This window comes from Pseudomonas vancouverensis, assembly GCF_004348895.1.
Lineage (GTDB): Bacteria > Pseudomonadota > Gammaproteobacteria > Pseudomonadales > Pseudomonadaceae > Aquipseudomonas > Aquipseudomonas vancouverensis.
The window spans coordinates 67302-83520 of record NZ_RRZK01000030.1 but is presented as its reverse complement, the minus strand read 5'-3'; the positions used below and the strand labels follow the sequence as shown (position 1 = coordinate 83520).

General features: G+C 62.4%; 17 protein-coding genes. 2 read left to right on the top strand and 15 right to left on the bottom strand.

The genetic code is table 11. From position 1 onward, the window contains the following. Positions 1–33: 33 nt before the first annotated feature. Positions 34–1917 carry a TonB-dependent receptor domain-containing protein gene (locus EIY72_RS22565; RefSeq protein WP_093229785.1) on the top strand — a complete coding sequence of 628 codons (1884 nt, stop codon included), beginning with the start codon at positions 34–36 and terminating at the stop codon, positions 1915–1917. A 45-nt stretch (positions 1918–1962) separates the two neighbouring features. On the opposite strand, the gene EIY72_RS22560 is transcribed toward EIY72_RS22565, so the two are convergent. From EIY72_RS22560 to EIY72_RS22530, 7 genes are read right to left on the bottom strand one after another with little or no spacing between them, the layout of a single operon-like run. Next, a complete protein-coding gene (locus EIY72_RS22560) occupies positions 1963–3144 on the bottom strand; it encodes a pyridoxal phosphate-dependent aminotransferase (RefSeq protein WP_093229782.1) in 1182 nt (393 codons plus the stop codon). Positions 3145–3176: 32 nt separating this feature from the next. Next, positions 3177–3866 carry an ABC transporter permease gene (locus EIY72_RS22555; RefSeq protein WP_093229779.1) on the bottom strand — a complete coding sequence of 230 codons (690 nt, stop codon included), beginning with the start codon at positions 3864–3866 and terminating at the stop codon, positions 3177–3179. A gap of 12 nt (positions 3867–3878) precedes the next feature. Then, entirely contained in the window at positions 3879–4592 is a 714-nt protein-coding gene (locus EIY72_RS22550; RefSeq protein ID WP_093229776.1) for an ABC transporter permease, read from the bottom strand. Positions 4593–4631: 39 nt separating this feature from the next. Further along, positions 4632–5405, bottom strand: coding sequence for a transporter substrate-binding domain-containing protein (locus EIY72_RS22545; RefSeq protein WP_093229774.1), 774 nt, complete (start codon positions 5403–5405; stop codon positions 4632–4634). A gap of 54 nt (positions 5406–5459) precedes the next feature. Next, entirely contained in the window at positions 5460–6272 is an 813-nt protein-coding gene (locus tag EIY72_RS22540) for an ABC transporter ATP-binding protein (RefSeq protein WP_093229771.1), read from the bottom strand. 33 nt (positions 6273–6305) lie between these two features. Further along, on the bottom strand, positions 6306–7889 hold the full coding sequence (locus EIY72_RS22535) for a zinc-binding metallopeptidase family protein (protein WP_093229768.1): 1584 nt from the start codon (positions 7887–7889) through the stop codon (positions 6306–6308). A 33-nt stretch (positions 7890–7922) separates the two neighbouring features. Further along, a complete protein-coding gene (locus EIY72_RS22530; protein ID WP_093229766.1) occupies positions 7923–9524 on the bottom strand; it encodes a 5-guanidino-2-oxopentanoate decarboxylase in 1602 nt (533 codons plus the stop codon). 251 nt (positions 9525–9775) lie between these two features. On the opposite strand from EIY72_RS22530, the gene EIY72_RS22525 reads away from it, so the two are divergent. Then, positions 9776–10894 carry a succinylglutamate desuccinylase/aspartoacylase family protein gene (locus EIY72_RS22525; RefSeq protein ID WP_093229763.1) on the top strand — a complete coding sequence of 373 codons (1119 nt, stop codon included), beginning with the start codon at positions 9776–9778 and terminating at the stop codon, positions 10892–10894. A 59-nt stretch (positions 10895–10953) separates the two neighbouring features. Here EIY72_RS22525 and EIY72_RS22520 read toward each other — a convergent pair whose 3' ends face one another. The 8 genes from EIY72_RS22520 to ribH form a co-directional block, all read right to left on the bottom strand. Further along, positions 10954–11751 carry a cobalamin-binding protein gene (locus EIY72_RS22520; protein WP_093229760.1) on the bottom strand — a complete coding sequence of 266 codons (798 nt, stop codon included), beginning with the start codon at positions 11749–11751 and terminating at the stop codon, positions 10954–10956. Beyond that, positions 11751–12170, bottom strand: coding sequence for an MFS transporter (locus EIY72_RS22515; protein WP_093229757.1), 420 nt, complete (start codon positions 12168–12170; stop codon positions 11751–11753). Before EIY72_RS22515 ends, EIY72_RS22520 begins: the two co-directional genes overlap by 1 nt. Next, the gene (gene ribA / locus EIY72_RS22510) at positions 12167–12784 is read right to left on the bottom strand and encodes a GTP cyclohydrolase II (RefSeq protein ID WP_046041645.1); all 618 of its coding nucleotides are present in this window, start codon (positions 12782–12784) and stop codon (positions 12167–12169) included. The genes EIY72_RS22515 and ribA overlap by 4 nt, the downstream gene beginning before the upstream one ends. 155 nt (positions 12785–12939) lie before the next feature. Then, positions 12940–13680, bottom strand: a complete 741-nt coding sequence (locus EIY72_RS22505; protein WP_093229755.1) for a substrate-binding periplasmic protein — start codon at positions 13678–13680, stop codon at positions 12940–12942. 54 nt (positions 13681–13734) lie between these two features. After that, positions 13735–14238, bottom strand: a complete 504-nt coding sequence (locus EIY72_RS22500; protein ID WP_093229752.1) for a phosphatidylglycerophosphatase A family protein — start codon at positions 14236–14238, stop codon at positions 13735–13737. Beyond that, complete coding sequence (gene thiL, locus EIY72_RS22495; RefSeq protein WP_093229750.1) at positions 14235–15200, bottom strand: thiamine-phosphate kinase; 966 nt, start codon at positions 15198–15200, stop codon at positions 14235–14237. Before thiL ends, EIY72_RS22500 begins: the two co-directional genes overlap by 4 nt. A 21-nt stretch (positions 15201–15221) precedes the next feature. Continuing rightward, entirely contained in the window at positions 15222–15722 is a 501-nt protein-coding gene (gene nusB / locus EIY72_RS22490) for a transcription antitermination factor NusB (protein ID WP_007933632.1), read from the bottom strand. Continuing rightward, positions 15719–16195, bottom strand: a complete 477-nt coding sequence (gene ribH, locus EIY72_RS22485; RefSeq protein ID WP_003228649.1) for a 6,7-dimethyl-8-ribityllumazine synthase — start codon at positions 16193–16195, stop codon at positions 15719–15721. The genes nusB and ribH overlap by 4 nt, the downstream gene beginning before the upstream one ends. Positions 16196–16219 lie beyond the last annotated feature (24 nt).

Below are 16219 nucleotides of genomic sequence, written 5' to 3'. Positions count from 1 at the left end.
CCGTATTCGTCTCAAAGCACCAACGGACTACCGATGAACCTCTCCCGCCTCGCCCTGACGCTGACCCTCCTGCCGTCCGGCCACCTGCTGGCCGACACCTTCGAACGCGACCAGGCGCTGAAACTGCCCGACGTCGTGATCAGCGCCAACCGCCAGGTCGAAGCCCGCAACGACAGCAGTGCCGCCAACACCGTGTTCACCCGTGAAGACATCGACCGCCTGCAGCCCGACAGCGTGACCGACCTGCTGCGTCGAGTGCCGGGGGTACAGGTGGCGCAGACCGGCGGGCGCGGCAGCCTGCCGGGGATTTACATTCGCGGCACGCAATCGGCCCAGAGCCTGGTGCTGGTCGATGGCCAGCGCATTGGCAGTTCGACCTCCGGCGACAGCAACCTGCAGCACATCAACATCGATCAGGTCGAGCGCGTCGAAGTGCTGCGCGGCTCCCGTTCGGCGATTTACGGCAGCGATGCGATTGGCGGGGTCATCCAGATTTTCACCCGCCGTGGCGGCGAACAAGGCTTGCAGCCACGCCTGCATGTGGGTTTCGGCAGCAACCAGACCTGGGAGCGCAGCCTGGGCCTGTCCGGCGGTGACGAGAAAACCCGTTTCAACCTCGGCGCCAGCCTGGATGAAACCGCTGGCATCAATCGTACCCACGAGTCGTTCGCCAGCGATGGCGATCACGATGAATACCGTAACAAATCCTTCAGCCTGAGCTTGAGCCACGCGCTGACCGACGACATCGAAGTCGGCACCAACGTGCTGGATAACCGCGGCAAAAGCGAGTTCGACAACCCGTTCGGTCGCTTCGACATGACGACTTTCGAATCCGTGCCGCAGCAGCCCTACAGCGACTTCAACGTCAGCGGCGTCAGCAGTTATGTCGATGCGCGGGTCAATGACCTGTGGAAAACCCGTATCGAGATCGGCCACAGCGAAAACCGCGAGAAGACCCTCGACAAGCTCAGCGACGAACGCACAGTGTTCAACACTTACCGTGACTCACTGAACTGGCAGAACGACCTGAAGCTCGACGAGCGCAACAGTCTGATCCTCGGCGGCGACTGGTACGAAGACCGGGTCAACAGCAGCACCGCGTTCGACGAGGACAGCCGCTGGAACCGCGCGGCCTTCATCCAGCATCGTTTCAAGGCCGACAGTTTCTCCACGGAACTGGGCCTGCGCCACGACGACAACCAGCAGTTCGGCAGCCAGAACACCTGGAGCGGCACCCTCACCCTGCCGCTGAACCCGAGCAACGACTTGCTATTGAGCTACAGCGAAGGCTTCCGCGCGCCGACCTTCAACGACCTGTATTACCCGGACTTCAGCAACCCGGACCTCAAGCCCGAGACCTCGAAAAGCTACGAGCTGCAATGGCGCAGCCAGTTGAGCGAAAGCAGCCGACTGGAGGCCTCGCTGTACCGCACCGACCTTGAGGACGCGATCATCTTCGGCAGCAACTCACGCCCGGAAAACGTCGCCTCGGCGCGGATCAACGGCTTCGAAGCCGCGTTGAAACAGGAACTGTTCGGCTGGCAGAGCGATCTGGGCCTGGCGATCATCGATCCTCGGGATCGCGATACCGGCCACACCCTGGCCCGTCGTGCACGCCGCACCTTGAGCTGGGACCTGGATCGGCAATTTGATCGACTGGGCCTCGGCGCCAGTTGGCAGGCGGTCAGCAGCAGCTACGACGACCTGAACAATCAGCAACCCTTGGGTGGCTACGCCCTGTTCGGGCTGCGCAGCAGTTGGGAACTGAATCGGGAAACCCGTCTGGAGCTGAAGGTCGACAACCTGCTGGACAAGGGTTACAGCCGTACCCTGTACAGCTTTGACGGCAATCAATACGGCTATCGTGAGGAAGGTCGGGCGTGGATGTTCGGGGTGACCTGGACACCGGAACCCTGACAGAAACGGTCAGTGCTTCGGCATCCAGATCTGGTCGCGCTTAAATCAGCGACGCGCCTGCAGGCCTTCGACAAAGCCTGCGATGCGTCCACAAGCGTCGCTCAATGCAGCATCGGAAACGGTAAACGAGATCCGCACAAACCCGGCGGTGCTGGCGCCAAACGCGCTGGCATCTAGGACCGCGACGCCCGTCTCACGAAACAGCTGCCAGGCAAAATCGGTGCTCGACAGCCCCGTTTCACGCACGTCCACCAGCATGAACATGCCGGCCTCAGGCACCTTGCACTTGAGCAACGGCACGTTGCGCAGCCCCTCAACCACCAGATTGCGCCGGCGCAGGTACAGCTCCCGCGCCTGGCCGACCACTTGCTCATCCAGCTCCAGCGCCTTGAGGGCGGCGGCCTGAATGAAACCCGGCAAGCCGTAGAGCATGCACAGGAGCAGGTTATCCAGGTGTCCGATCAACTCCTGCGGCCCCACCACCCAGCCAACCCGCCAGCCGGTCATCGCGTGGGATTTGGACAGGCTGTTGAGGATGACGGTGCGCTCGGTCATGCCTTCCAGGGTCGCGATGCTTTCGTGTGGGCGGTCATAGGTCAACTGACCGTAGACCTCGTCACTGATCACCCACAGGTTGTGGCGTTGAGCGACCAGCGCCACAGCTTCCAGTTCTTCGCGGGTGTAGACGTTGCCGGTCGGGTTGTTCGGCGTCGCCAGGGCGATGCCGCGGGTCTTGTTGGTGATCACTGCTTCGATGGCTGCCAGGGTCAGGCGGAAATCGCCTTCCGCCGGCTGGGCAATTGGCACCAGCTTCGCTCCAGAAGCCTGGATGCTCGCCTCGTACGTCAGGTACATGGGCGCTGGCACCAGCACCTCGTCGCCCTGTTCGAACAGGCACATGGCGGTGGCGTACAAACCGTTCTGCGCACCGGCCACCAGCGCCACGTTGTCGGCGGACACCGGCAGGCCGAGCAGCGCCGATTGTTTGGCGGCAATCGCCTCGCGCAATTCCGGGCGGCCGATCACGTGGGTGTAATGGGTGTCGCCTTCGTTGATCGCCTGTACGGCGGCCGCACAGATGTCAGCGTCGGTGGCGAAGTCCGGATCGCCGATGCTCAGCACGATGGCGTCTTCACCGCGCGCCTGAGCGTCACAGGCCGCGTAATGGATGTCCCAGGCAGTGACGGTTTCACCGCTGATGCGCGTGACCATGGACGAATATTTCATGTGCAACTCCTTAAAAGCCCCGGGCCGATGAGTCAGGCCTGACGTTGGGGCGTTTTGCCGATTCGGGCAAAGCCTTGTTCGATGATGATCGCCAGAATGATGTAGATCACCGCCACCACCAGCAGCGGTTCGTAGACCCGCAACGTTTGTGCACGGACCAGGTTCGCCGCGCCGAGCAGGTCGGTCACGGCCACGGTCGAAGCCAGTGCCGTGGCCTTGAGTAGCATCACGCTCTCGCCTGCCAGGGTCGGACGCAACATCTGCAAGGCCCGTGGCATCCACACCCGGCGCAGCACCAGCCATGGGCGCATGCCATAGGCCCGCGCCGCTTCCAGCTCGCCACGGGGCACCGCGCGCAGGCCGCCACGCAGCACTTCGCCGACGTATGCGGACACGCTCAGGGTCAGGGCGAAGGCAACATACCAGAAGCCTTCACGCAGGTACGGCCAGAGCATGCTGCCGCGAATCAATGGGAAACTGGCGAATACACTGCCCACGCCGTAATACAGGATGTAGATCTGCACCAGCAGCGGCGTACCGCGCAGCACGCTGGTGTAGAAACGCAGCCCGTTGGCCAGCACAGCAAACTTCGACAACCGACCCAGGGCCACGCCCACCGCCAGAAGGAAGCCGAAAAAACCCGAGATCAGCAGCAGTTGCATCGTCAGGCCGATGCCCCTGACCAACTCGCCGTAAAAACTGCTCAACCAATGAAAATCCATGACCGGCCTCCCTTATGCGTGCCGTGGCATCCAGCGCTCGAAGCGAACTTCGACCTGCCGGAACACCGAGCTGGACACCAGCGTGATCAGGTAATAGAACGCGCCCACCGCGAGGTAGAACAGCAAGTAGTGTTTGGTCGAGGCCGCCGCCTGGCGCCCCGCCGTCAACAGTTCGCTGTAACCGACCACGCTGATCAGCGCGCTTTCCTTGACCAGCACCAGCCACAGGTTGGACAAACCGGCGATGGCGAACGGCAGCATGGTCGGCAGGATCACCCGGCGCACCAGCAGGAAGCGGTTGATGCCATAGGCACGCGCCGCTTCGATCTGGCCGTGGGGAATTGCTTCGATGGCGCCACGGATGATTTCACCGGAGTAGGCCCCCTGCACGATCCCCAGCACCACGATGGCCGCGAGGAAGCCGTTGATCTCGACCTTCGGTTGACCGAGCGCGGCCATCGTCAGGTTGATCAGGTCGGCGCCGGCGTAATACAGCAGCAGAATCAGCAGCAGTTCCGGCACGGCGCGGTAGAGGGTGGTGTAGCAGTTGGCGCAAGCCACCATCCAGCGCGGGCCCTTGAGCTTGACCATCGCCACGATCAGGCCGATCGCCAACCCCAGGATGAAGGCCCCCACGGAAATGCCCAGGGTTTTCACCATGCCCTGTGCCAGGGCCTGGAGCCAGCCATCGGTCAGAAACAGCCGGGTAATGTCAGATAACGTCATGAGCCCTCCTTTGCAGGACTTGCTGGAACGACCGGAGCACTAGAGGGCCGAGATGTCGGTCTTGAAGTAGCGCTGGCGGATTTTTTCGTAGCTGCCGTCATCGCGCAGCGATTGCAGGGCCACGTTCAGGCGCTCGCGCAGGGCATCGTTGCCTTTGCGCACACCGGCACCGACGCCATCGCCGAACAGCGGATCGAGCGGTGCCACGCCCTTGCTGGCGAGCATCGAGTTGTCGGGGTTGTCCAGCAGCGGCTCGACCACCAACTGGTCGGCGAGCATGATGTCGACGCGGCCACTGCGCAGGTCGGAAAGTATGTCGTCCTGATCGTTGTAGTAGCGGATGGTCGAGGTTTCGCCGTAGTACTTCTTGACGAATGCAGCGTGAGTGGTCGAGCCCTGCACGCCGATGATCTTGCCCTTAAGGCCGGCCGGAGTCGGGTCGAGTTCCAGGTTGCGGTCACCGATCCACAGGGCGCGGGTGAAGAAGTACGGCTGGGTGAAATCGATCACCTGCTGGCGTTCCGGGGTGATCGACAGCGAGTTGAGCACCACGTCGACCTGCTGCGACTTGAGCGCCGGGATCAAGCCGTCCCAGGACATTTCGTTGAGGGAGCAGTCGGCCTTCATGCGCTCGCAGACGGCGGTGATCATCTCCGGCTCGAACCCGCTCCACTCGCCCTTGCCGCTCTTGAACGAGAACGGCGGATAGGGTTCCAGGGCGATGCCGAACACCAGTTTGTCAGCGGCCATCGCCGTGCTCGCGATACCGGCCAACAGGCAGGCTTGCAGGGTAACCAACAGGGTTTTTTTCATGTTTGAGTGCCTCATTCTGGTTATTGATATCGAGGTAAAAACAATCGCTGCGGGTTATCCGCGGTTGTCCTGCGCCATCACAAACTGCCGGCAGCGTTCGCTGCGCGGGTCCAGCAACACCTGAGACGGCGGGCCTTCTTCCTCGACCCGTCCCTGATGCAGATAAATCACCTTGCTCGACACATCCCGGGCGAAGGCCATCTCGTGGGTCACCAGAATCATCGTCCGTCCCTCTTCGGCGATGCCCTGGATCACCCGCAGCACTTCACCCACCAACTCGGGGTCGAGGGCCGAGGTCGGCTCATCGAACAGCATCACTTGCGGACGCATGGCCAAGGCGCGGGCAATGGCCACGCGTTGCTGCTGGCCACCGGACAGAAACGACGGATAGGTGTTGCGCTTGTCGATCAGGCCGACCTTTTCCAGCAGATGCTCGCCATGGGCGATGGCCTCCTTGCGGTCTTCGCCAAGCACGTACACCGGCGCTTCGATGACGTTCTCCAGCACCGTGCGGTGCGGCCACAGGTTGAAGCTCTGGAAGACCATGCTCAGTCGAGTACGCAGGCGCTCGACCTGGCGTGGGTCGGCCACCTGCGCAACGCCATTACGGCCGGTTTTCAGGCCGACGGTTTCACCGTTGATGCGCAGCGTGCCGCTGCACGGAATTTCCAGCAGGTTGATGCAACGCAGCAAGGTACTTTTGCCCGAGCCGCTGGAGCCGATCAGCGACACCACTTCGCCCTCTTTGGCGCGCATCGAAATGCCCTTGAGCACGTGGTGATCGGCGTAGCTTTTATGCAGGTCGTCGATGGCGACGACCGCGTTGTCGGTGTCCTGCTGTGGAACGTTGACATTGAGTGCTTGCACGTTGGGTCCCTCCAATTCTTGTTGTTATGGGAACTACTCGTCTTCTCGGGCGGGAATCCACCACTCCTCGCCACGCACAGTGCTGATGTACTCCGGCCAGCGGAAGCGGTGCGGCGCCTGGAAATCGGCCGGCAACAACGGTGCCTGCCAATGCTCACCGCCAATGCCACCACCGGTGCGCTGGTTGAACTCGGCCTTGGCGGCACTCAGCAGTTCGTCGCGGCAGAACAGGTCGAGCAAGGTCGTGGCGATGGTTTTCGAGGCCACATAGATCATCGGGTCGATGGTCTGGGGAATACCGCCCAGGGCGTTCGAGACCCAGTCCGGGTACACGTGACCGGCGGGCGCGGAGAGCATCGGACGTGCCACCAGCAGACGCACCGTCGGGCAATGCCAGGTGTATTCCGGGTAGTCGTCGGAGGTCAGGTACTTCTGCCAGGCCGGCATTTGCAGGCGCATCTGCCGTTCGCATTCCTGCGGCTCGATCAGTTGCTCGGTGGCCGGCAGGAAAGGTTCGGCCATCGGCTCCAGCCCCAGATTGACCTGGATTTCACGAGCGATGTCACAGGCCTCGCGACCCCACTGCGGAGCACCGACGGCGGCCAGGTTGTCGTAGGTGGCCTGGGCCAACACATGGTTGGGCAAGCCACCGCGGGATTTGCAGACCCAGGTTTTTTTCCACTTGCAGCCGGTGGCCATGGCCGCAGCGGCAGCGTTGTTGTCCATGACCGAGGAAATGGTTTCGGCCTGTTCGATCGAATCACAACGCAGCAGGTACTGGATCTGCGAGATGTGCGGCGGCAGGTTGTCCGCCGTGGCCTGGCCGGCGGTGAGGATCGCTTCGTTGTAGCTCCACAGCCCGGTGAACGGCAGCGTGGAACGGCGCAGGCTTTCGTTGAGGTTGTAGAAGTGCATCAACGCATCGTTGGCGCCCGGCGCCCGCGCCGCCAGATGGTTCTGCGGAATCGGGCTGTAGCGATCGGCGGCGATCCAGTTCTCGGGATCTTCGCAGGTAAAGGTGTAGATATAGGCGTAGGCGATACCGCAATGGGTATCCCAGGTCGTGGTGTTGTTCAGCGGCAGCATGTAGGTGGGGTGGAAGCTGATCGCTGCGTCGAGGTTGTCGTAGTAACCCTTGGCGGCGTGCACCGGTTTTGAGGCGCGGAGTTTTTCCGCTGGTTCGCCGAAGAAGCGGATGGTGCCCTGGATGCCAAACTCGAGCATGGTCGCCTTGGCCGCCAGCACGCCACCGAGAGCACTGATGCCGAGGGCCGAATGCGGATCGGTATGACCCGGGGCAAAACGCGACAGGCCATCGCGGGGCATCTTGCGCGTCGTCGCGGCCTGGCAGTTGCCCGGCACCGCGTCGTATTCGGCGTAGGTCGCCAGCACCGGGCCTTCGCCATTGGTGAAGGTGGCGCAGAAGGCTGTCGGCATGCCGCCGCTGCCCTCTTCTACGGTGAAACCTTCCTTGCGCAGCAGTTCCACGTACCAGGCGCAGGATTTGTATTCGCGAAACGCCGGCTCCGCGTAGTGCCAGATAATCTGATGCCAATCCGACAATTGCTGGCGGTGCCGTTCGATCCAGTTCAGGGCAAATCTTTTTTGCAGTTCCATGCGGTTCACTCCCAGGTATTCAGCGGCAATGGCTCAGGCAGACAGGAAGGCGGCGGCGTCCAGCTCCAGCAGTACGGGTTGACGGGTGTCTTTCAGGCCGGCGAGCACTTCGTGCAATTGTTCGAAGCTGCGTACCGGCAGGTGCTGGACATGGCAGGACTTGGCCAGGGCGGCAAAGTCCGGTGGCAGAATGTCGACGCCCAGTGGCGAGATATCGCGGGCCGTCATGTAGTCGCGGATTTCGCCGTAGCAGTGGTTGTTCCACAGCACCACGATCACCCCCGCCTCGGCTTCCCGTGCGGCGATCAGTTCGGCACTGGAGAACTGCATGCCGCCGTCGCCCACCACCGCGAGCACCGGACGCTCCGGCATCGCCAGCTTGGCGCCGATGGCCGCCGGCAGGCCGTAACCCAGGGTGCCGAAACCGGTGCCGGCGTTGAACCAACTGTTGGCCTGCGGCGCGCGATAACCCAGCGCTCCCTGGTAGACCGGTTGGGTCGAGTCGCCGACGACAATCGGCGCCGGCAGGCTGTCGCGCAGGGTGTCGAGCATTTGCTGCATGACGTTCTGTTTGCCGGTCCAGCCGGCGCGTTCAGCAGCGTTGACCCGGGCGACATTGCTCTGTGCCCAGTCGCTGGATGGCATTTGCGGCAGCGCGGCAAGCAGCGCTTGTAAACCTTGCTTGGCATCGCCCAGCAGGCCGACATCGGCACGCGCGGCACCAAGAATCTGCAGCGGATCGATGTCCAGGCGAATCAATGGCGCATTCAACGCCAGCGGGCCGAGGCCGAAGAAGTCGTAGTCGGTTTCCCCCAGCTCAGTGCCCACCGCGAGCACCACATCGGCCTGGGCGAACAGCTCGCGGCCATGGCTCGACGACTGCACGCCATCGAGCAGCAGCGGATGTTCAGGGGCCAGCAAGCCACGGGCGTTGGTGGTCAGGGCCACCGCTGCCTGCAAACGTTCCGCCAGCGCTTGCACGGCCTGACCGGCACGGCGTGCTCCGCCGCCGACGAGGATCAACGGACGGCGCGCCGACGCCAGCAGTTTTACCGCGGCATCGATGTTCGCCGCCGCCGGGGCCGGTGCTTGTGGCAAGGCCCGTGGACGCAGGTCGAGTTCATCAGCTGGCATTTCCAGCACGTCCAGCGGGATCTCGATATGCACTGGCCGTGGACGGGCGCAGTTGAACAGGGCGAAGGCGCGAGCCAGCACTTCCGGCAGTTCCTGCGGGCGCTGCAAGGTATGACTGAACGCGCACACCCCGGAAACCACGGCACGCTGGTCGAGCATTTCGTGCAGATAGCCATGACCGAGGCGTTGGTGCTCGCGGCGGCTGGTGGTGGAGATCACCAGCATGGGAATCGAATCGGCGTAGGCCTGGCCCATGGCGGTGAGGATATTGGTCATCCCGGGGCCGGTGATGATGAAGCACACGCCCGGTTTGCCACTGGCGCGGGCATAACCGTCGGCCATGAAACCGGCGCCCTGCTCATGGCGCGGGCTGATGTGGCGCAGCGAACTGCCGTGCAGTCCACGGTACAGCTCGACCGTGTGGACGCCGGGAATTCCGAACACCGACTCCACACCGTAGCCTTCGAGCAAGCGAACAAGCGCCTGGGCACAACTGGTCATGCGAGCACCTCTTGTTTTTCTTATTGGATGTCAGGTGCAGGGCAACCTGAACGAGGGCTCTAGTATTGGTGACAAAACAATTACATCAATCAAAATAAATTTGCGTAATTGTCCAATTTAATTGAACAGATACGCCGAACGCTTATGGGCTGAATGGATCATCTGGCTCACCAATGACGGGGAAAATTTTCGATTGTGGCAGCCGTGGTTTTTCATAAATGATCGAGCGCTTATCCCGGCGGGAACACATCATGCGCATCGAACACCATCCCCTGTTGAGCCGCACCCCGTGCACACGGAGAGAATTGACCAGCCTGCATTACGGCGAGCCTGGCGGTGCCGGCAAGGTGTACCTGCAAGCCAGCCTGCACGCTGACGAACTGCCGGGCATGCTGACACTGCATCATTTGCGACAACTGCTGGATCGCGCCGAAGCACGTGGGGAGATACTCGGGGAAATCGTGCTGGTGCCGATTGCCAACCCCATCGGCCTGGAACAGACGTTGATGCACGACGCCATGGGGCGTTTCGATTTCAACAGCGGCGAGAACTTCAACCGGCGTTACCCTGACCTGACTGCGTTGATCGCGGACAACTTGGCCCGTGTTCTGACAGACGATATCGAGCAGAACCGACAGATCATTCGCCATGCCATGGTCGAGGCGTTGCAGCAGATGCAACCTGCCAGCGAAATCGACTCCCTGCGTCAGGCCCAATTGCTCCTGGCCATCGATGCCGACTTTGTCCTCGACCTGCACTGTGATGCCCAGGCGGTGCTGCACCTCTATGGTGAAACGCCCTACTGGCCGCAGATCGAACCCCTGGCGCGCTACATCGGTGCCGAAGCCAGCTTGCTCGCCGACGGCAGCGGCGCCGGCTCGTTCGATGAAGCTTGCGGCCAGACCTGGTGGCGACTGCAAGAAAGGTTTGCCGGGCGCTTCCCGATCCCGTCGGGCTGCGTCGCCGCCACTGTCGAATTGCGCGGCGAGGCACAGGTCGAGCACGCACTGGCCAGCCGCGATGCCGCAGCGCTTTATGCCTTCCTGCAACACCGTGGCGTCATTGCCGGCACAGCACCGGACATGCCAGAGCTGCCTCGGCCGGCCACGCCGTTCAACGGCTCCCTCACCCTGCGCGCCCCCTGTGCCGGGCTCGTGGTGTTCCTCCATCAACCCGGCGCCTGGATTGAAGAGAAGCAGCCGGTGGTGCACCTCATCGACCCCATCAGCAGCGCGACGCAGGTGGTCTGCAGCAGCGTCAGTGGGGTGATGTACATGCGCAGCGCGATCCGCTTTGCCGCGGCGGGGGTGGAGTTGTGCAAGGTGGCTGGGGCGAATGCGCTGGAGGGTGGGGTGACGGTTTCCGCATAAAACCGATCGGGCACTGAGAGCAAGCTCGCTCCCACAAGGGATCGGGTCGACTGCCGGCTTCAGCGCTCGGGGGCGATCAGCTGGCACAGCTTGGCGGTCGCTTCGATCATCTGCCCGCTCGGCCGTTCCAGCCCCTTGTCCGTCACCAGACGTAATTGCTGCTGTTCGACAGCCGCCACTTGCGGCCAGGCCTTCCAGGCATCGAGCTGGGCCTGTTCGCTGGCCAGAATCACTTCGGGATTACGCTGTAGCACAGCTTCCACGCTGACTTGCGGCGCGGGCAGTTTCAGCTCGGCGAAGACATTGCGCCCACCACACACTTCCAGCGCATCACTGATGATCTGCTCGCCGCCGACGGTGTAGAGCGGCCGGTCCCAGACCTGATAGAACACCCGCAACGGCTCGTCGCGCCGATAGCGCTGTCGCAACTCTTCCAGCCGCCGACGCAAATCGCCGGCCAGCGCAACGCCACGCTCAGGGCGGCCGAGCGCAGCGGCAATGTCTTCGATCTGTGTGGCCAGTTGATTCAGGCTATGGGGTTCAGCGACGTAAGTCGGTATGTTCAGGCGTTTGAGCTGCTCACGCTGGGCCGGAGCGACGCTGCCTGGCCAGAGCAACAGCAAATCGGGTTTGAGGCTGAGCAGACGTTCCATGTCCAGTTGGCCGTAGCGGCCCACGGAAGGCAGGTTTTTCAGTTCAGCGGGGCGCTCACCGGCATCCAGCACGCCCACCAGGAGGTCGGCCGACCCCAGTTCAACGACGATTTCGGAAAGGGACGGCGCGAGGCTGACCACCCGCTCCACGGCCGCTGCCGAGCCGGCGGCCAGCAGCAATAGCGCCAGCCAGACAGCTCGCATCAGGCGAGTTGACGAGGGATACGATAGAGGTAGAACAGCACCGCGGTCGACAGCGCCAGCAACATCAACGGCACGGCTTCAAGGCCGACGAACACCGCCAGTGCGCCAATCCACGCCGGCAGGCCAGCCGCGAGAAATGCCGTGCGCCGCTTGGCTGCCAGATGAATCCAGGCGGCAGGCTCGTCAGGCGTATCCAGGGCTTTTTGCGTAGCGATCAATGCGTGTTTGTAGCCGCCGAAAAATTTCAGGCTGACAAACATCGAGGCCACGCCGGCAATGAACAACGGCATCGCCAGCACCGGCAAGATAGCCTCGCTTTGGCCGAACACGCCATTGATCACGAACAACGGCAGCAAGGCCAGCGCCAGGTATTGCCACCAGTTGACGGACAGCCGCCGCCGGACCTGACCGCGCGTCACGCCCGGTCTACCTCGCCTTGGTGCTCGTTGCCCATCATGTGGTCGAGTTTGCTCGCCTTGGTCGCCAGGTACAGGCGGTTGTGCGGGTTGTGACCGGTGTGCAGCGGCACGCGCTCGGCGACGACGATGCCCATGTCGGTCAAGGCTTTGACCTTGCGCGGGTTGTTGGTCATCAGGCGCAGGGATTTCACGCCCATGTGTTCCAGCATTGGCAGGCACATGGCGTAGTCACGCTGGTCGGCGGCAAAACCCAGGCGCTCGTTGGCTTCAACGGTGTCGGCGCCGCCGTCCTGCAACTCGTAGGCACGGATCTTGTTCAACAGGCCAATGCCACGGCCTTCCTGGCGCAGGTACAGCAACACGCCGCGACCTTCGCGGGCGATGGCCTGCAAGGCCGCCTCAAGCTGCGAACCGCAGTCGCAGCGCTGGCTGAACAGGGCATCGCCCGTCAGGCATTCGGAGTGCAACCGGCCGAGTACCGGGGCACCGTCGTCGAACTCACCCAGGCTGAGCACGACGTGCTCGCGGCCGGTGGCTTCGTCGAGAAAGCCATGCATGGTGAATTGCGCAAAAGGTGTGGGCAGCTTGCAAGCGGCGACAAAAGCGACAGGCACCGGTGTGCTCCTGATCTGAAAGTCTGAAGTTTCGCAGAGCCGGCATTGTAACAGCAGCTTCCGTGGGACGCTTAGGCTGAATTATCGGCGATAACGATCAAAAAGTTTGATATCAGCCCTGACCACGCCGTCCCACAAGGTTCTATGCCAGTCTTTTAATTGGAGTCAAACGGATACGGCTGCTTCCAGCGCTCGAAGATCGGCTTCAGCTCGCCGCTGTTCACCAATTGCTCCATACGCTGATCGAACAGGGCCATCAAGGTGCGGGCCTGCGGGGTCTTGGCGAAGCACAGGTACAACGGCAATTCGGCGATATGGCTGCTGCGCAACTGCGCGGGATCCTTGGCGCGGCTGCGCACGTATTCGACCTCGGTTTGTGCATCGATGTAGAAGTCGGCGCGATTGTGCATCAGCATCGACACGATGCCGGTACGCCGCAGCACTTCGTCGAAGTGGCGCACATTGGGCAGGTAGTGCTGATAGTCGTAGCCACGCACCCAGGCCAGGCGATAGTTGCCCAGGGTTTCCGGGGTTGGTATCGGACTGCTGGTCAAACCCAGTGCATAGATATGATCGGTGTCGAAATTCCACCGGGGATAAAGCACGCCCGCGGACTCGTCACGATAGGAGCCGACGCAAGCATCCACCTCACCACGTTCAGCCAGGCCGAGGGAACGCACGTAAGGCTCGGTACGGATATCCACCTTCACACCCGCTGGTTCGAACACCTGTCGCAGCACATCCCAGGCCAGCCCGTGACCATCGGCAGCGGTATAGTCTTCCCACTCTTCGCTGGCCAGGTGAATCACCGAGGGCGGTGTAGTCGTCCCGCCTCCCGCCTGGGCGAAAGCACAAAACGTCGCCAATACCAGCAGCATCAACCCGCGTAGAGCCATCCCTGATTCCCCCGACTAACCGCTCTCCTGACTCACCCCTGACCACGCACCCGGTCAAGCGAAATAATGCACCAGCCCTTGCATCGCCAGCCACGCAAACACACCGGCAAGAACATCATCGAGCATGATGCCGACGCCGCCATGCACATGCCGGTCGATCCAGCGAATCGGCCAGGGCTTGAGAATATCGAAGAAGCGGAACATCAGGAAACCCGCCAGCAACCACTGCCAACCTTCCGGCACCAGCCACAGGGTGATCCACATCCCGACCATTTCGTCCCAGACGATGCCTTCGTGATCGTGTACGCGCAGATCGTCGGCCACCTTGCCGCACAGCCAGAAGCCGAACAGCATGGTGATGCCCAGCATCAGCCAATACCCCCAATCCGGGAGCATCTGCCACAACGGGATAAAGGGTAGCGCAACCAGCGATCCCCAGGTGCCCGGGGCCTTTGGCAAAGTGCCCGAGCCGAAACCGAACGCCAGGAAATGCCAAGGATTGCGCCAGACCGACGGCGGTACGTGCTCTGCCGGGACCTGTTTGGGGTGATCTGTCACGGTGACTCCCGAAAATGTTGATAACCCCGGGTTTGCGGGGTGATGTCTTGGCCATCGACGTCGAGCAATGCCACGCCCTGCCCCGCCACGACCTGCCCGATCACATGAATCGGCCAACCGTCGGCCAACAGCAGTGGCAACTCGACGGGCGGCAGTGTGAAGGCCAGGACGTAATCGTCACCGCCGCTCAAGGCCGCGGCTTGTGCAGCCGGTTCGCCGAGAAAGGCGAGAAGGGCCTCGGACAAGGGCAAGCGGTCCTGCTCAATGCGGATACCCACCTTGGAAGCCAGCGCGATGTGCCCGCAGTCCGCGAGCAGGCCGTCGGAGATGTCCATCGCCGAAGTCGCCCTGCCCCGCAAGGCCTGGCCCAGTGCCAACTGCGGTTGCGGTGACCAGTAATGCGCCAGCAGCGGATCGGCGATGATCGCTTCGGCCGTGCGCTCGCCCAGGACCAGCGGCAAGGCACCCGCCGCATTGCCCAGCTCGCCGCCGACACACAGCAGATCGCCCGGCTGCGCGCCGCTGCGGGTCAGCGCCTGACCGCTCGGTACGCGGCCGAACACGGTCATGGTCAGGCTCAGTGGCCCACGGGTGGTGTCACCGCCGACCAGTGCCACGCCGCAACTTTGCGCCATCTGGTTCAAACCGCGGGCATAGGCTTGCAGCCAATCGGCGGTCACCGTCGGCAAGGTCAGGGCAAGGGTAAAGGCAACGGGTGTGGCACCCATGGCAGCCAGATCGCTGACGGCCACGGCCAGCGAACGCTGACCGAGCAGAAAGGGATCGCAGGGGTCGGCGAAATGCACGCCGGCCACCAGCGTATCGGTGGAAATCGCCAACTGCTCCCCGCAGGGAACAGCCAGCAAGGCGCAGTCATCGCCGATCCCCAGGGCAACGCCTTCGCCGCCCTGCGCACAAGGCGCGGCGGCGAAGAAATGGCGGATCAGCTCAAACTCACCCATAGGCGATATTTCAAGCGCCAATCAGCGCTTGAACGCCTTCACTTCAGCTTCACGCAGACGCGGGGCCAGCTTGTCGAGCACACCGTTGACGAACTTGTGGCCGTCGGTGGAACCGAAGACCTTGGCCAGTTCGATACCTTCGTTGATCACAACGCGGTACGGCACGTCGACGCGCTTGAGCAGCTCCCAGGTGGACAGGCGCAGAACCGCCAGTTCAACCGGGTCCAGCTCTTCGATGGTCAAGTCCAGGCAAGGCTTGAGCGCGGTGTCGATTTCGGTCTTGAACTGCGGAACCCCGTGAAGAATTTCGCGGAAGTAGGCGCCATCGACATCGGTGAAATCGTTATCGACCCGGAACTGCGCTTCGATCTCGTTCAGCGACTGCTTGGCCATGTGCCATTGGTACAGCGCCTGGGTCGCGAGCTGACGGGCTTCGCGGCGCTTGGCGCTTTTCGATGGCTTGCCGGCATCCGCAGGCTTTGGATCGCGCGGGTTGAAACGATCGCTATCGTCGCTAATCACTTGGCCTCCAACTGCGCCAGCAGGCTGACCATTTCCAGAGCGGACAGGGCAGCTTCAGCACCTTTGTTGCCGGCCTTGGTGCCGGAACGTTCGATGGCTTGCTCGATGGAATCAACGGTCAGGACGCCGAAGGCAACCGGTACGCCGAACTCCATGGACACCTGGGCCAGGCCCTTGGTGCATTCGCCCGCCACGTATTCGAAGTGCGGAGTGCCGCCACGAATGACCGCGCCCAGAGCGATGATTGCTGCGAACTCGCCTTTTTGAGCGACTTTTTGCGCAACCAGCGGAATTTCGAAGGCGCCAGGTGCGCGGATGATGGTGATGTCGCTTTCGCTCACGCCGTGGCGAACCAGGGCATCAACAGCACCGCTGACCAGGCTTTCAACGACGAAGCTGTTGAAACGGCCCACTACCAGAGCGTAGCGGCCTTTAGGGGCGATGAAGGTACCTTCGATGGTCTTCAGGGTCATTCGTCAGATCTCTTAAAGAGCCGG

Excerpts from the sequence above, each read along its gene's own strand:
- EIY72_RS22565 (WP_093229785.1), top strand. The coding sequence starts at position 34 with ATGAACCTCTCCCGCCTCGCCCTGACGCTGACCCTCCTGCCGTCCGGC.
- EIY72_RS22560 (WP_093229782.1), bottom strand. The coding sequence starts at position 3,144 with ATGAAATATTCGTCCATGGTCACGCGCATCAGCGGTGAAACCGTCACT.
- EIY72_RS22555 (WP_093229779.1), bottom strand. The coding sequence starts at position 3,866 with ATGGATTTTCATTGGTTGAGCAGTTTTTACGGCGAGTTGGTCAGGGGC.
- EIY72_RS22550 (WP_093229776.1), bottom strand. The coding sequence starts at position 4,592 with ATGACGTTATCTGACATTACCCGGCTGTTTCTGACCGATGGCTGGCTC.
- EIY72_RS22545 (WP_093229774.1), bottom strand. The coding sequence starts at position 5,405 with ATGAAAAAAACCCTGTTGGTTACCCTGCAAGCCTGCCTGTTGGCCGGT.
- EIY72_RS22535 (WP_093229768.1), bottom strand. The coding sequence starts at position 7,889 with ATGGAACTGCAAAAAAGATTTGCCCTGAACTGGATCGAACGGCACCGC.
- EIY72_RS22530 (WP_093229766.1), bottom strand. The coding sequence starts at position 9,524 with ATGACCAGTTGTGCCCAGGCGCTTGTTCGCTTGCTCGAAGGCTACGGT.
- EIY72_RS22525 (WP_093229763.1), top strand. The coding sequence starts at position 9,776 with ATGCGCATCGAACACCATCCCCTGTTGAGCCGCACCCCGTGCACACGG.
- EIY72_RS22520 (WP_093229760.1), bottom strand. The coding sequence starts at position 11,751 with ATGCGAGCTGTCTGGCTGGCGCTATTGCTGCTGGCCGCCGGCTCGGCA.
- EIY72_RS22505 (WP_093229755.1), bottom strand. The coding sequence starts at position 13,680 with ATGGCTCTACGCGGGTTGATGCTGCTGGTATTGGCGACGTTTTGTGCT.
- thiL (WP_093229750.1), bottom strand. The coding sequence starts at position 15,200 with ATGGGTGAGTTTGAGCTGATCCGCCATTTCTTCGCCGCCGCGCCTTGT.
- ribH (WP_003228649.1), bottom strand. The coding sequence starts at position 16,195 with ATGACCCTGAAGACCATCGAAGGTACCTTCATCGCCCCTAAAGGCCGC.